General features: G+C 44.8%; 16 protein-coding genes. 6 read left to right on the forward strand and 10 right to left on the reverse strand.

Annotated features, from left to right (window positions below):
- The 3 genes from MKX68_RS01550 to MKX68_RS01560 all read right to left on the reverse strand — a co-directional run bounded on the left by MKX68_RS01550 (nt 1) and on the right by MKX68_RS01560 (nt 2,704).
- The gene (locus MKX68_RS01550; RefSeq protein WP_340908578.1) at nt 1-870 is read right to left on the reverse strand and encodes a carbohydrate ABC transporter permease; all 870 of its coding nucleotides are present in this window, start codon (nt 868-870) and stop codon (nt 1-3) included.
- Between the two features lie 51 nt (nt 871-921).
- Nucleotides 922-1,812, reverse strand: coding sequence for a carbohydrate ABC transporter permease (locus MKX68_RS01555; RefSeq protein WP_338593306.1), 891 nt, complete (start codon nt 1,810-1,812; stop codon nt 922-924).
- A 205-nt stretch (nt 1,813-2,017) separates the two neighbouring features.
- A complete protein-coding gene (locus MKX68_RS01560; protein ID WP_047844222.1) occupies nt 2,018-2,704 on the reverse strand; it encodes an HAD family hydrolase in 687 nt (228 codons plus the stop codon).
- 295 nt (nt 2,705-2,999) lie between these two features.
- Here MKX68_RS01560 and MKX68_RS01565 point away from each other — a divergent pair, with 295 nt between their 5' ends.
- Nucleotides 3,000-4,718, forward strand: a complete 1,719-nt coding sequence (locus MKX68_RS01565) for a methyl-accepting chemotaxis protein (protein WP_340908581.1) — start codon at nt 3,000-3,002, stop codon at nt 4,716-4,718.
- A 179-nt stretch (nt 4,719-4,897) separates the two neighbouring features.
- Here the strand turns inward: MKX68_RS01565 and MKX68_RS01570 are convergent, their stop codons facing one another.
- Nucleotides 4,898-5,869 carry a Gfo/Idh/MocA family protein gene (locus tag MKX68_RS01570; RefSeq protein WP_340908583.1) on the reverse strand — a complete coding sequence of 324 codons (972 nt, stop codon included), beginning with the start codon at nt 5,867-5,869 and terminating at the stop codon, nt 4,898-4,900.
- Between the two features lie 414 nt (nt 5,870-6,283).
- Between MKX68_RS01570 and MKX68_RS01575 the strand changes: the two genes are divergently transcribed.
- From MKX68_RS01575 to MKX68_RS01595, 5 genes are all read left to right on the forward strand, one after another.
- Nucleotides 6,284-7,915, forward strand: coding sequence for a thiamine pyrophosphate-binding protein (locus MKX68_RS01575; RefSeq protein ID WP_340908585.1), 1,632 nt, complete (start codon nt 6,284-6,286; stop codon nt 7,913-7,915).
- A gap of 12 nt (nt 7,916-7,927) precedes the next feature.
- On the forward strand, nt 7,928-8,296 hold the full coding sequence (locus MKX68_RS01580; RefSeq protein ID WP_017689521.1) for a carboxymuconolactone decarboxylase family protein: 369 nt from the start codon (nt 7,928-7,930) through the stop codon (nt 8,294-8,296).
- Between the two features lie 187 nt (nt 8,297-8,483).
- Nucleotides 8,484-8,834, forward strand: coding sequence for a hypothetical protein (locus tag MKX68_RS01585; protein ID WP_091032592.1), 351 nt, complete (start codon nt 8,484-8,486; stop codon nt 8,832-8,834).
- A 54-nt stretch (nt 8,835-8,888) separates the two neighbouring features.
- The gene (locus tag MKX68_RS01590; RefSeq protein ID WP_338593289.1) at nt 8,889-9,881 is read left to right on the forward strand and encodes a 3-oxoacyl-[acyl-carrier-protein] synthase III C-terminal domain-containing protein; all 993 of its coding nucleotides are present in this window, start codon (nt 8,889-8,891) and stop codon (nt 9,879-9,881) included.
- Nucleotides 9,882-10,181: 300 nt separating this feature from the next.
- Nucleotides 10,182-11,246 (forward strand): hypothetical protein, encoded by a 1,065-nt coding sequence (locus tag MKX68_RS01595; protein WP_340908589.1) that lies wholly within the window; start codon nt 10,182-10,184, stop codon nt 11,244-11,246.
- 139 nt (nt 11,247-11,385) lie between these two features.
- On the opposite strand, the gene MKX68_RS01600 is transcribed toward MKX68_RS01595, so the two are convergent.
- From MKX68_RS01600 to yfkAB, 6 genes are all read right to left on the reverse strand, one after another.
- A complete protein-coding gene (locus MKX68_RS01600; protein WP_340908590.1) occupies nt 11,386-11,694 on the reverse strand; it encodes a hypothetical protein in 309 nt (102 codons plus the stop codon).
- A 192-nt stretch (nt 11,695-11,886) separates the two neighbouring features.
- Entirely contained in the window at nt 11,887-12,456 is a 570-nt protein-coding gene (locus MKX68_RS01605) for a manganese catalase family protein (RefSeq protein ID WP_036669914.1), read from the reverse strand.
- Nucleotides 12,457-12,554: 98 nt separating this feature from the next.
- Complete coding sequence (locus MKX68_RS01610) at nt 12,555-12,830, reverse strand: spore coat protein CotJB (protein ID WP_036669913.1); 276 nt, start codon at nt 12,828-12,830, stop codon at nt 12,555-12,557.
- Nucleotides 12,820-13,059 (reverse strand): spore coat associated protein CotJA, encoded by a 240-nt coding sequence (locus tag MKX68_RS01615; protein ID WP_017689526.1) that lies wholly within the window; start codon nt 13,057-13,059, stop codon nt 12,820-12,822. Before MKX68_RS01615 ends, MKX68_RS01610 begins: the two co-directional genes overlap by 11 nt.
- A 278-nt stretch (nt 13,060-13,337) precedes the next feature.
- A complete protein-coding gene (locus MKX68_RS01620) occupies nt 13,338-14,690 on the reverse strand; it encodes a hemolysin family protein (RefSeq protein ID WP_340908593.1) in 1,353 nt (450 codons plus the stop codon).
- 46 nt (nt 14,691-14,736) lie between these two features.
- A complete protein-coding gene (gene yfkAB, locus MKX68_RS01625) occupies nt 14,737-15,873 on the reverse strand; it encodes a radical SAM/CxCxxxxC motif protein YfkAB (RefSeq protein ID WP_091032604.1) in 1,137 nt (378 codons plus the stop codon).
- Nucleotides 15,874-16,029 lie beyond the last annotated feature (156 nt).

Raw genomic sequence — 16,029 nt, forward strand, 5'->3', positions numbered from 1 at the left:
CTATCCTTTCACAGCTCCCAAGGTCACCTGCATGAATGATTTGTTAGCAAAAATATAAACGATGAGCAGCGGCAAAATGGACAGACAGGCTCCGGCCATCATCAGTTGGACCTCAGCCGCAGCTCCGATGCCATATCGCAGATTAGCCAGCCCAACGGGCAAAGTCTGTAAGTCCGGATTGCTCATGGTGAACACAAAAGGAAGAATATATTCATTCCATGAACTCTGGAATACACCCAGACCTGCAACGGCGAGTCCGGGCCGCAGGAGTGGAAGAATAATTCGCCAGTATGTGGTGAAGAAATTACAGCCATCAATCATCGCCGCTTCATCCAGTTCGCGCGGGATACTCTTGAAGAAACCAATCAGAATAAAGTATGTGGCAGCATGTGCGCTGATCAGTATAATAATAACGCCCCATAACGTGGTATTCAGTCCCAGCTTGACCATGAGGTCAAATTGCGGACGCAGTACGACCGCGCCTATGGAAATAAACAGAGTAGATGCCATGAGCAGGGTGTATCCCTTTTTACCTTTGAAATTCACTCGATCCACAGCATAGGCTGACATCGAAGCTACCAGCAGCGTGCCAATTGTTGTACTGATGCTAACAAACACGCTGTTAATCGTGAAACCCGAAAAATTGGCGGTTTTCCAAGCCTGAGCATAGTTGGAGAACTGCCAAATCTTCGGCCAGATGGTGGCTCCTCCGGTCAATTCCTGGTTCGTTTTGAAGGAACCGAGTAATACAAGTATGATGGGGAACAGAGACAGCAGAGCGATTGCGATCAAAAACAGCCAAAGTACCGTTCGTTTGGTCCAGCGAATGAGTTGGGGAGACCCTGAGGTCGCAAGTACTTTTTGAGTCATCATCGTTTCCTCCTGATAATTTATACGTGTTCAAAAAGTCTGTTTTTCAGTTTAATAGACATCGTTGAGCTTTTTGGATATTTGGAAGTAAATGAGCGTCACAGCCCCAACGATGAGAGCCGTTGTGAAACCGACTGCACTGCCATAACCGAGCTGCTGGAGTGATTGGGTGTCAGCCGACACGGGAAACAACAGTTTGAACAAATACAGATACATCACCTCTGTTTTGCCATACGGTCCCCCTTCGGTAAGTACCATAATACTCTCGTAACCTTTCAGCGCCGTGGTAATTGCCAGCATGATGATCATCTGCAAGACAGGACCCAGCAACGGAATCGTTACATTCCGCAGTTTCTGAAACTCACTCGCTCCATCCAGCGATGCCGCCTCATAAAGCTCTTCAGGAATGCTCTGAAGACCCGCAATGAACAACAACATATAGTTGCCCACAGCCCCCCAGATGGCGATGATGATGGTTGTTAACATCGCATGTTCAGCCCCAAGCCAGCTAATGGATTCGGAGATCACATGATACTTAAGCAGCAATTGGTTCAATATTCCGTTATAGGAGTTGAAAATAATAAAGAATACAATCGCCATGACCGAAGCGCTAAAAATAGTGGGAAGATAATAGATCGCCCTAAACAGGGATCGCCCTCTCCATTTACGATTCAGAATAATCGCCAGAGTTAACGACAGTGGAATCGTAACGACGAGTTTGCCCAGGGCATACACACCCGTGTTGCCTACAGAATCCCAGAATTGCCCGTCACGCAAAATGCGTCCAAAATTATCAAGCCCGATGAAGACAGGCGTTCCGATGCCTTGATAATCATAGAACATGTAACGCAGCGCCCATAACAGCGGATAGATCCCGAATACAAGAGTTAGAAAAAGACTTGGAAAGATGAACATATAGGCATGTATTTTGGATGGTTTCACCAGAATCGGACCCCCTATAGCTTTTGAATGAAGTATAGAGGGAATATGGAGGAAAGCGGGATAGGGAAATCAACTTTCTACAGGGGAGAATGTGACTGCATGACCAAACAAAAAAACCTGTATTCAACGAATTTCCGTTGAGTCTACAGGTTCATATCATGTGGTTCGTAATCTTAAATCTCAGTATACGTATGCAGCGTAAAGGCTACTCTGCTTCATCATACAGACGCAGTAGTTCTGTAAAATCAGAGATGAGCACATCTGAGCCCGCAAGCTCCTCATCACGACCGAACCCGGCATAGGCACAGCCGATGACCGCCTGACCGTTCATTTTACCAGCTTCCACGTCAGAAGAGCGATCCCCTACCATCCATGCGTCCTGAATACGATGTTTCTCAAGCAGGATCTGCACCAGATTAATTTTGGAAGGAGTCTTGTACTGGCCTGCACTGTATACCCCTTCAAAGAAAGGCATAATCTCGTGTGCAAACGCTACACCCTTTACATAGTCCTCCAGCCCGTTACTTGCGACAAAAAGACGCACTCCTTGTTGTTTCAAGGCTTGCAGCGTTTCTTTCACACCCGGATACAATTGGGAACTTCCTTGATCAAGCCCCTCAATCTCCAGTTGAAGCAACAGTTCGTCTGCCCGGCGATGTGCCGCTTCCGATGCCTCAGGCATAACCACTTTCCATATATCTTCGAGCAACATGCCCAAACTTCCCAGCATCCGTTCCTCGGGTGGAGTTTCTCCTTCAAAGTGCCCTTCGGCACGCAATGTATCAAATAGTTGCTGGTAAGCTGGCAACAACAGGGTCTCTGTCTGGAACAGCGTACCATCCATGTCAAAAATCATCGCTTCCGGTTTGAGCAAAACCTTCTCTTTATTCATGTCCAATGTTCCTTTCGGATTGGGATATTGTATATGTAATTGGAATCGTTCCCTTCCCATGATAAACATAACGTTTGAACGTGTAAACCAACGAATGTAAAAGATCATCAACCCCAACCTTATACAACATCAACCAAACGTTATATTGTAGTTCAACAAACTATATACAAAAGAAGTTTCTTTACGTATAATACTAAAAAAATAGTGCTTTAGACACCTAATCTAAAGACCTACAATTATCACATTTCCGGTTTTTTCGACAACTACATATACCCCATAGAGAGGAATAACAAACATGAAAAAGCGAAAGACCTTTAAGATTTTTTATAAGATCGGATTAGGATATTTACTTGTACTGGCTGTACTGGCTGGTTGCATCCTGCTGATCCAGAACAGCACAAGTCAGCTCCAACGGGAACTGGATTTTCTGGTCGATCACGATATGAGGGTACATGCCCTCACCTATGAACTCGAAAGAAACATGGTAGATATGGAAACAGGTCAACGCGGTTACATCATCACGGGTCAGGACAATTACCTCGATCCTTACACCCAGGGAAAAGAGCAACTTATTACACTCAGAGATGAACTTGCGGCTTTAATTTCGGATAATCCGGCTCAACTTGCACTTTTGGAAGACATACATACTACTATGGAGAACTGGGTCCAGGTCGCTGGTGAACCTGTGGTCGCCCTTCGCCAAGCAAATAATACGCAGGCCATTCGAGATTTTTTCGCAGATGATCCAGGTAAAAGAGACATGGACCAGATTCGCACTGCTCTCGATACGTTTCGAACCAACGAGCATACGTTAACCGATAACCGTACAGAAGCGCTGAAGCAAAAAAACACACTACTGAACTTGGAACTGTATGGGGCACTTATCGTTGTGGCCATCATCTCGTTCATCACTGCATTGGTCCTGTCACGTGCCATTGTTAGAAACATTCGTACCGTGGAGCAGGCATTAAATGACATCGGTTCTTCCAATGGTGACCTGACACTGAGAATCGCTACACCAATGAAAGACGAAACTCGTGAACTCGCGGAGGCAGCCAATACAATGCTCACTGGTTTGCAGCAAATGATGCTGGACGTTCAGAGCAATGCCATGATTCTGAGCACAGCTTCGGATCGATTGGATAAAGGGGTTGCCGATAGCCATCTTGCAGGAAAAGAAGTTGCCACTGCCATGGAACGCGTGGCTGAAGGTGCTGATGAACAGGTTGCTCTTACGCAAACCATGGTAGCTGCGATGCAACAATCCCTCAACGGGCTTAATCGTGTCGCCTCCTCGGCAAGTGACGTGGCAGGCCGTGCAGTTCGTACCGAATCCATTGCCGTGGATGGGCAACAGCGCATTGATAATGCTGTAGGTAAAATGAGTTCCATTGAGCAATCCTTCCTCTCTGTACAGGGAGCCATTAATGAAATTTCGAAGATGTCTGATCAAGTGATCAACATTGCAGATTCAATGTCGGGTATTGCAAGACAAACCAATCTGCTTGCACTTAACGCCGGAATTGAAGCTGCCCGCGCTGGGGAAAATGGACGCGGCTTCGCTGTCGTTGCCGCGGAAATCCGTAATCTTGCAGACCAAAGTGCAACATCAGCCAAAGAGATTACAAGTATATTGGAAACCGTGGTAACAGGTGTTCAAAGTACGGTGCAGGTGGTTGATGAGAGCACTCTACATGTGAATGAAGGATTGCGGACCATTGAGGATGCAGGTAATGCTTTTTCAACCATTACTCAGCATATTCATAACCTCAGTGGTGAAATTCTCGAGGTATCTGCTGTTGTCGAAGAGTTAACTTCCGGTAGTGAGGCTGTGATGAAGTCCATCAATGAAGTATCGGCTGTTGTGGAGGATACTGCATCAGCCACGGAAGAAGTATCTGCGATGACGGAGGAACAGCTTGCTTCTCTGCAGGAAATGTCTGACACGTCCAAGCAGTTGAATGAAATGTCCGATGCACTTGATCAGCTGGTTAAGCAATTCAAGCTGGCTTGAACTGAATCAACATACCGATAGAATGTCAATATAGCTCTATCATGAACATATATCAAAGGAAAGAAGCATCGCAGACAGACTCACCCGAGCCTCTGCGATGCTTCTTTGTGTTAAGGAGAGCTGAATCAGGAAAAAGTGCACCGGGCACCTCATATGAAAAAACCTAAGCACTCCTTTTCTTATCTCGATTGTTCCGTGTTCCGTAGCGCTTCAAGTATCAATTGTGCCTGATACCCATCGTTAAAATCATATATCTTAGCTGGTTTGCCTTGTATACGGGCAATGACATGTTTAAGAACCGGCAATTCACTGGCGGATTCAAGCACTTCTACTCGAGACAGTGGCTGTCCCACCATACCCGTCTTCAATTCCTCCCAATTTTCCAGAGCAATTGTGCCTTTTGTACCGTACACCACCATGGATACACGTTCTTCCCCCGCAAATTGAGAGATGCCGTTTAGCTGAATTCGAGTCCCGTCTTCCAGTTCCATTGCAGCCTGTACTTCTAGTTCACAGTCTCCATTCTCAGGATATTGAACCTGAGTGCTCACTACCCGGATGGCACCAAACACCTTTTGAATCATATGAATCCAGTGAATCCCTACTTCAAGAATAAATCCACCCTGTTCCCGGCTCGTAATCCAAGCATTCTGTTGCCATGATCGTGGCCACTGCGGGAATTGCAGAATCAGATCTATTTTGCGAACGGCCCCCACAGTCCCCTGCTTAATCATCTCTTGCAACTTCAGCACGGAAGGTTCATGCGGCATCGAGAAATGGATGGCATGAACAACGCCCGCCTGCTCCGCTGCATCCAGCATCTCTTTGGCTTCTTCTACACTATTGGCAAGCGGTTTCTCGCAGAACACATGAATTTTGCGCTCCAGCGCTTCCATGACCACCGGATAATGAAATTTCGGTGGAACTGCAACATACAACAGATCAATCTGATGTTCATTCATCAATTGCTTGTAATCCGTATACGTCCTAACTCCCCGATGAGAAGCTGCAAAAGACGCCAAATCGTCCTCATTCGCATCACACACCGCTACAATCTCAATCTTAGTATCCATCTTCGTATTCTCGATTAGATGCACCATATGTAATCCCATTTTACCCAGCCCAATCAGAGCCATCTTGATGACTGTCATTCCATCCCCTCCCAATTCCTTTCCAGTATAGCAGAAAGCAAAGAAATGCGAATGCGATGATGCGTTGATACGAAAAAAGATAAATCTCAAACTTTCAAGTCGCTATTAGTGGCTGAAATTCATCATTTACAGTCATTATTTTACATTATTTGTAACTTTGTTGCGATTGGGTAATTCGTTTCAGGTATATATAACCAATTATTTTTACTTTATCCAGCAACACTTAAAGCGTTACCAACTTAAGAATCAGGAATTTAGACTCACAAAAACAGGTTGACAAAAAACCACAAAAAAAGATACTCTTCCTAATAACAATGAATATTTCCTCTTACAACCTTAGACAGTAACTTGCATTCAACAAATGGAATATGCGTCTGGTTCTAATAACCTATTTCATGAAGCGAGGTGTCCCGCATGAGAACAGTTGCGGACTATTTGGCAGAAACTCTGCGTAATCTAGGCGTTACTCATGTCTTTGGTATTATTGGTAAATCCATCTGTCCTGCTGTACTGAAAATGGTGGATTACGGATTAGAGTTCATTCCAGGCCGTCATGAATCCAGCTCAGGTTTTGCCGCATCCGGTTATGCATTACAGACAGGTAAGCTCGGCGTTGCCTTTGCCACATCCGGTCCAGGCGGAACCAATCTTCTTACTGCAGCAGCCCATGCAAAGGCCAACAATCTGCCTGTACTGTTTATTACGGGTCATCAATCCATTCAGGAACTGGGACTCCCCCAGTGTCAGGATTCTTCTTCCTATCTGGCTGATCTGGCCGAAATGTTCAGGCCTGCTACGCTATTCAGCAAACTGGTTGAGCGTAGAGATCACTTCGGTACACTGCTGAATCATGCCCTTTCCATTGCACTCGGCCCTAATAAAGGCCCTGTTCACCTCTGTATTCCTTTTGACGTACAGACTGAATTGTTATCCCAATGCCGGATTGTCATTCCCGAACCGGAACCTCTGCTTAGCGTATCTAACCTGAATCGCATTCTTCCTCTCATTCAACAATCCAACCGCCCTTTAATTATTGCTGGTAAAGGTGTAAGTCGCGCCAGAGCCCATGATGAATTGCTTCATTTGGCCGAATCGTTCAACATTCCCGTCATTACTACTCCTGGTGGAAAAGGAGCGATTGCGTGGGACCATCCCCTATACCATGGACCTTGTGGTGTTGGAGGTTTCCCGCATGCAGACGACATGCTGAACCAAAGTGACCTTTATATCGTACTCGGTTCACGTCTGAGTGACATGACCCTCTGCAATCTGAAGCCTGAACATCATCCGGTACACCTCATTCAATTTGACGCTGATCCTACATTCGTAGGCAAGATTCTGAGCGCTCAAACCTTACATATCACCGGTGATTTGAAGGACAACCTGCAATATTTGCTGGGCACATTAGAAGACCTCCCTACTCCTGTGAGAACCACGACACCCATGGATTACACTGTCCCATTACCAGATCTGCCCCGCCTGTCTCTGGCTTCTGTGCTGGACGGGATGAGTGAACTTCTTCCTTACGATCATAAGCTGTTTGTCGATGATGGCAGCCATGGATTCCATGCGGTTCAGCGATATAAAGTCAAGAAACCAGGCAGCTTTGTGTTTGACGCGTACTTTGCCTGCATGGGGAACGCCATTGGTATGGCGATAGGTGCAAAGGCCGCTTCACCTGAAGAGACCATTGTATGTATCACCGGGGATGGATGTTTCATGATGCTGGGGACGGAGATCAATACTGCGGTATGCAACAACCTGAATGTCATTTTCATTGTCGTTAACAACAAACAATTGGACATGGCACTCAAAGGAATGGAAAAAACAACAGGCAGAATTGATGGCACATTATATGAAGTTCCTATGGATGCAGCCAAATTCGCCGAATCTCTCGGTGCGGTTGCGTTTCGAGCAGAAACCCTTGCTGAATTCTCATCTGCGCTGAACACAGCCCAGACGTTGAATCAGGTAACTGTTATTGAGCTTCTGACCGATCGAGATGAAATTCCACCCACGGCTCACCGCACCGTAACTTTGAATTAGGAGGAGTAGATCATGAGTGAACATGTAGCTCAGGGACTAGACCGTTTCGCAAAACTTTCTGGTGAGTACGGCGCAAGAGCCCTTGCACCCATCAAAGAACATTTTCCCGAATTGTCGGAATTTATTATGGGGACGGCATACGGGGATATTTTTCAGCGTACCACGATTACGGATCAATGGAAGGAAGTTGCTATCATCTCTTCGTTGATCACCCAAGGACAGTATGAACAATTGGGGGTACATTACACAATGGCTCTGAGCGTGGGAGTAACGGTGGATCAGCTCAAGGGAATATTGCTACATCTGGCACCCTGTGTGGGTGCTCCACGCATTATTAGCGCATTTAATATTTTGCTTGCTACCTTGGATGAAATACAGTAATTCACTTTTCTACATTTTTATACATGATTCGACTTTTTTATTGATCTTTTTACATTCCTACCTTTATAATATGGTTAAATTATCCTTCGAACCAGCTCTCATCTTAGAAGCTTTCAGCAGAGGTCCTATGGGGCTGTGTATCCATTAGCAGGATAGCCTTAACTCATTTAAAGGAGAGAGATCAAGCATGGGAAATTTCATTCTGAAGACTGACGTTCCGAACAAGGTGTTAAACATTGAACTGGAGGGTTCTTTCTCTCAAGAAGACGGTTTGCGTTCCATCTCGGCATATCAGGATACGATCGCTCCTCTTAACACCAAGGAGTATGACCTGAACATCGATTGCAAAAAGTTGAATGTTACTGCGCCGGAGATTGTTCCTCTTCTGGAAGGCTGCCTTCAAATGTTCAAAAAAGATGAATATAAAAAAGTCGTGTTGACCCTCGAGAACAACGCGATTCTAAAAATGCAATTGTCCCGACTTGGTCGGTCTGTTGGCCTGGACAATCTCGAAATCATATCTACCGTTACCACTTAATAAACCAGGCGGACAAGCTGTGAATTCACCCTTCCGCTCAAGAGGAGAATGAAGATGGCCGGAATTCGTATTGTAGATATCGATATCTATCATCCTGCAACCAAGGTGCACAATGATTTTTATATTGAACATTTTGATGCAAGAGGTGTAGATATTCGTGGATTGTTAAAGGCACTTGGTCGTGATACACGTTATAAAATTGATAACGATGACGAAAATTCACTAAGCATGGCCTTTGAGGCAGCCAGTAACCTACTGGAGAAAACCGGACTCACCGGTGCAGATATTGATCTGATTGCTTATGCAAGCCAAACGCCAGAATACATCTTTCCTACGAATTCCTTGATGATTCATCGCCTGATTAACGGAGCTTCCCACACGATTTGTATTGACAGTAACGCCAACTGCGCAGGCATGACCGCTGCTTTCGAACAGGTTAGCCGGCAGATGCTGGGCAATCCTCGAATTCGCCGGGCATTAATCATCGGCTCCGATTACGTGGCTCCTCACGCCAGTCCCGATGATCCCGTATACTTCGCCAATTTCGGTGATGCAGCAGCGGCGGTTATTGTAGAGCGGGATGAACATGCTGTCGGTTTCATTGATTCCATCTATCAGACGGATACCTGTGTGTATGGTAATTCACTCTTTCCTGCTGAAGGCTTGGCGAAGCTGGGCAAAACGGGTGTAGATGCGGGTGCCTTTCATGTGAAATTCATCCCATTTGATGATTCGATCTGTGTGGACGCCGCTTCGGAGTCCATTCGTACGTTGCTGACACGTAACGAGATTGGACCAGATGAGATCAGAGCCGCCTGCTTCTCCCAGCTATCCATCAGTAACATTCGGGCTGTATCCGAGAACGTCGGCATTGGTGATGATATTGCCGTCTATATCGGAGATGAGTTCGGATACACCTCAACCAGCAGTCCATTCATCGCATTACATCGAGCGGTTACAACCGGTCAGATTCAGCGTGGTGACAAAGTTCTGTTCTGGACCGTTGGAGCCGGGTGGCAAAATGTTGCCATGGTGGTTGAATATTAGGTATACACTTCAAAATCCAATAAAACCATCTCTGGTACCACTACTGGAGATGGTTTTTTGTTTCTTCATTTTCTACCTATAACGTTCATTGAAGATTTATTACCTTTTTATGTGAAAATAGTCACTTACATATTATTACACAAAAGATATGATTTAGAAGTAATTAAAATCCATAAAAGGAGATGTTTATGTTCAAGTACGATCCATATCTACCATTATCCTGAGTTGCTGCATGAAACGTAGTTAAATTCATTGGTCATTATTCAACACACATTCCATTTGAGAGAGGGAGTTTTTAGATTGAAGATAAGAAAATCACTAACTTCATTATTATCCTTAGCTTTGTTATTAACTCCAGTCAATCTTGTATTCGCAGATGGTAATATGGACACGATCACCATGAACAACGAACTCAAAAAAAGGATCGAAGTCAACATCGATTCATCTATCAAAGGAAATGAGCGAGAAGTAATTGCTGACGTGATGGCCCGGCTTGACGAAGAAGATCGAGAAAATGTCATCTATGTCACAGAAGACGGTGCCATTTACTCTAACAAGATGGAACTCAAAGAGACGACAGAAGTATATGATCTGGTTGAGAACAATGTCTATCAAAGCGCATCCGGAAAAGAACTTGTTGGTCCCGGGGTGTCCACGAATGATTTTTCAGCATCTGCCGTTAAAGATGACACACAAATTTCGCCCACTGCCGAAGTGCCTAATCCAATCGGAGGTTCCGGTCCTTATCGAAGAGTCTTCTCAAATAATGGATACAGCTGGTTAAGTACGTATGTAACCATCCCAGGTGCCCCATACGTAAAAGGTAATGTATCGACAGATGTTCCCTATGTATACTTGGGAGGTTGGGGATCTAACGGAAATGGGATAGATGCAGGTCTACAATATAGCACAGCGTTTGATAATTGGGCCCCCACAACGTTAGCAAATGGACTCATGGTGCCTGCTCCTAACACTCGCTATCGTTCAAATCAGGACATTTATATGAAATTTTATGTGACGAATCCCAATGAATGTACGTTGGCAGTATCAGGAATCACGACGACTGGCGAACAGCTAACAACGACGATTGTAAGAGGCGGGGTAAGTGGCTGGGATAAAAGCGGTTCAGGGATGAGAGTAAAACGAATGACCACCATTGGTCAAAAACCCGAGAATATGAATACAGGATCAAGCATTAAAAATGTGCGCTGGCACGATATTACTGTAGGATACTATTCAGGAAGCAATCTGATATATAGCAGTTGGGGCAGTGGACAAACCGGAGGATATCACTCTGTGCCTTCCAATAAAGTAAGTGTTAATTATGTAAGCCCTGGTGAAGAAACCGTCAGCATACAACTGTAGTATCTATTCATCTGAAAAAGATGCTCTAAATGAAAGTAGCAGTCCCAAGATTAGTCAATCTTGAGAACTGCTACTTTTAAAATTTCACAAAAACTTTGTTATAAGAATCTGAAAACGAAGTTTAATCTACCATTTCTGATTATCTGTAAACGGTCCCTTCGTATCTTGCAGCAACAATTCCATCAACAATATGATAACTAGACAACACCAAGGTGCCTACATAGCCGTCTGGCGTAACATAATCCGTAAGATATTGTGGTACTCCAAAACCTACAGGGTAATAATGCACTACAGAAAAAAATTTACTTTCAAGCATAGGAGATACTACGTCTGATACACTTGTGCTGGTATTCGGTTGAATAGTTGCCGCAGACACACCAGCACTTGAAATGGAAGTGGTCAGAATAAAGGAACATGCAGTCAACATAATAACTTTACTAAGTCTCAAAATGATCATCTCCTAATAGAGTTTTTAACTACAATTTAATTGTATAATATGCGAATGTATTTTAAAACAATATTTGTAAATTATATAATTATATGTAATTTTATTTTAAATTTAATTATTTAATAATACTATCTTTTCATACAAAAAAGCAGCCCTTATGGACTGCCAAATTTCTGCCTTTATATCAAACGTTTAGAATATCTTCTTTGTCTCCCGATCGTCTTTCAGGATCTCTACAGCCTCCCGGAAACGCAAGGAATGAACGATCTCGCGTTCCCTTAGAAACTTCAGACTATCCTGCAGATCCACGTCATCGGTCAGGTCGATCAACCATTGATATGTAGCCCGAGCTTTCTCTTCTGCTGCAATGTCCTCGTACAGATCCGCAATCGGATCACCCTTTGCAGCAATGTAGGCAGCCGTAAAGGGTACACCGGAGGAATTGGTATAAAACAAGGCAGAATCGCGTTGAGCATAGTTCGGCCCAAGTCCCGCTTCTTCCAATTGATCCACCGATGCGTCCTTGGTCAACTTGTAGATCATGGTGGCAATCATCTCCAGATGAGAAAATTCCTCTGTAGCAATATCCGTCAACAGACCGATAATCTTGTCTGGAATCGTATAACGCTGATTCAGATATCGAAGGGCAGCAGCCAACTCCCCATCGGCACCGCCATATTGTTCCATCAGCAATTTCGCCATGCGAGGATCACATTTACTAACCCTTACGGGATATTGCAGTTTTTTCTCATACACCCACATGTAAGACGCCTCCCTCTACGTTATCAAAATACAGCCATTCTTCTAACCCTCGGGCTTCCTGTCCCTAAAGTCATGCAAGGAAGCCTGAGGCTGATGTGTCACACTTGCCATGGCCAGGGCGTCTGAGACCATTCCCACGGATATTTGGAGAAGGCATGACCAAAGTTCATCAGTGGTCCATACAATTGTTGAAACTCCTGCGCCACCCGCGTACGTTCTTGCGTGAATTTGTTATATTGCTCTATGCTCTGATAATCCCCAGGATGGGTGTCCAGGTACAGATTCAGCTCCACTAATACAAAATCCAGAGCCTGAAGCTCCTCCAGCAGCTCATAGTATTGGGTATCGCACGCTTTTGCTCCTTCAGGTTCCATCCACATCCACCTTCCTTCCCTTCGATCTCGCTGGTGTATAAGGGCTGTATAATGCAGGCCATAACGTCCCCACTCTTAATGCTTCTGCCGGACTGTACTGTGGCCAGCCCATAGGCTGAAATGGAATAAATAATTGCGGAGGTACCAGATACGTCCGAATCTCTACTGGTGGACAAGGATCAAACGGCCCCACAAAAGGGGCGTAAGCACGAAGTTGCGGATCTTTCACAAAACAACGCCTCCTATAATACATCGTTGGTGCAACTTAATATTACTGAGGTCCTTCCAGTTTCCCGTCTCTATAACCATATGACACTGTCCCCAAAGTTAATCCGAAATTCGTTTCAACTATGTGCAGAATTTCTCCAAATTCTTCTTTAAAATAAAAAAAGACCTTCGGTTCGTTCCCCTTTCAGGTAACTTCCAAAGGTCTTATATCCTGGCAGATTTTCGTAATCTGCGTCATTTCATACTTTTGCTCGTCTTATCTTGCTCCTGCAACGAGTTCTATTCTGCTGGTTTTTCTTCCGAATTCATGTCTTGAGGGACAGATTGCTTGTACACTCGAACCCGGGTAATTCGCAAGCGAGTGGATTCTTCCACTTCAAAAACGTACCCATTCAGCTCTTGCGTTTTTCCCTTGGTTGGATTGCCCCCAAGCTCTTTAAACAACCATCCGCCGATGGTATCCACTTCTTCATCCTCAATGATGGCTCCGGTCCACTTGTGAACTTCTTCAATAAGCGAACGACCATCAATGGAAAATGAATCTCCACTGCGTTCCATATGCGGACGCTCATCCTCAAACTCGTCATACAAGTCTCCAACGATCTCTTCCAGAATTTCTTCCGCAGTCAGCAATCCAGCTGTGCCGCCATATTCATCCACAACCAGCGTCATCTGAGAATGTTTCTTCTGCATCAGACGCAGCACATGGCTGATTTCCATGGATTCAGGAACGTTTAAGATTGGACGGACGAGTGAAGCCAGATCATGTTGTTGCTCCAGTTTAGCCAGCAACAGATCGGTGATGTGTATAAATCCAATGATCTCATCCTTGTCTTCTACTGCTACGGGATACCGGGAATGTTTGGTTGCGTTGATGATCTCCAGGTTCTCTTCCAAAGACATATGCGTGTACAGACAATCCATGTCTGTACGTGGCAGCATCACTTCACGTGCCAGCATGTCGGAGAAATCAAAGATGTTATCCATCAGTTTGATCTCATCTTTATCGATGACACCACTTTTGGCACTCTGCTTCATCAGAATTCGAAGTTCATCTTCCGAGTGAGCTTCTCCTTCACTGGCAGGTTCGATACCTGCCAGACGCAGCAATGCATTGGCCGATACATTCAATACCCAGATGAACGGGAAGAAAATTTTGTAGAACAACAGCAAGGGTGCAGATAAGAACAAAGCAACTCCGTCTGTTTTTTGAATAGCTAACGATTTAGGTGCAAGCTCACCCAGCACAATATGCAGAAACGTAATGATACAAAAACCGATAATGACCGACACGGTCGAAATAAGCCCTGTATCTCCTACACCAAGTTTAAACATGAGTGGCTCAACGAGCAATTCGGAGATGGCCGGTTCTCCCAGCCACCCGAGTCCAAGCGATGTCAGCGTAATCCCGAACTGAGTTGCCGATAGATAGGAATCCAGTTTACTATTCACCTTCAGAGCGTAACCAGCCATACGATTTCCTTCACTCTGCAATTGAGTTAAGCGTGTCTGCCTTACTTTCACAAGGGAAAATTCCGCTGCGACAAATACGCCATTCAAAAATACGAGCAAAAAGACACAGACCAGATTAAATACCAGCTGCCCAAGATGAAATTCGGTATGAATATCCAAGTTGAAACTCCCCTTTTCTATCTATTTCAGGAATACACCTGGAATATCAACGTGTGATTGCCTTTCTTGATTTGAAATCCACACCCTTGTAATACATATCTGCCACTAGCAGGTTTGGTCCGCAACAGGATGCAATATCGCAATGGCAATTGACTGTTTGATTCAACGGATGTTCAGCTGACCATTCATGGAACACATCATCCAGTTTACGATCACGAATGTTGCCAAACGCCGGGATATCCGCAAAATCCGTCACATACACATTACCCGTGAACATGTTGACGTTAACGCGGTTGCGTCCGTCCGGATCGTTACGTACCGTCACATTTGGTTCGCTGTATAAACGATTGATCAGTTCCCGATCCTGCTCTGCTGCACTGCACGCGAAGAATGGCAAGGTACCGAAGAGCATCCACATATCCTTGTCACGCACATCAAGCAAACGATGAATCGCTGCTCTCATATGGTCCAGTGATAACACTGGCAACGACGAAGCAAAGTTCGAGTTATACATCGGATGCACTTCATGACGAACACAGCCCATCTCACGAATCAATTGATGAATACCATCCAGCTTGTCGTGCGTACGGAAGTTAATCATCGACTCCGCAGAGATAAACATGCCTGCTTCACTCAGTTTGCGTGAATTTTCAATCATTTTCTCATACATCTTCACCGCTACTTCACGTTTTACAGGTCTGCCACTATTGGCAAATCCAACTTGATGGAAATCGTCAGCATTCAGATAGTTGAACGAGATATGCATAACGTCCAGATAAGGTAAAAGTTGCTCATACCGGCTGATATCCAGCGTTAAATTCGAATTGATCTGGGAACGTATTCCACGTTCCTTGGCATATTTGAGCAGTGGGATAATCATCTCATCCACTGTTTTCTGGCTAAAGCTTGGCTCGCCACCCGTCAGACTAATCGTCTGCAGATGCTCTACTTCATCCAATCGTTTCAGCATCAGAGGGAGCGGAAGAGCCGGCGCTTCACGCATCGTAAGCATATCTCCCACGGCACAATGCTCACACCTCATATTGCACAGATGTGTCACGGTCATTTCTACACTGGTCAGCACATGGCGTCCATATGTACGCAGAGAGCCGATCGGATCCCACGGATCATTCGTTGGCGATAAAGGCATCGGTTGTACCGATCCTGAGTTTAGCATGGTCATTGTTCTTCACCTTATTCCTTTTATTAACCTAAAAAGTTTTATTTACATCATACCTTGTGTTTCTCTTTTTGGAGTTATCTTTTATCATAGCACAATTTTGAATGCTCCGGCATACGTAGACCCTGTCCATTACATGACAAAAAAACGCTCAGGCAA

It is taken from the genome of Paenibacillus sp. FSL M8-0212 (genome assembly GCF_038004645.1).
Taxonomy (GTDB): Bacteria; Bacillota; Bacilli; order Paenibacillales; family Paenibacillaceae; genus Paenibacillus.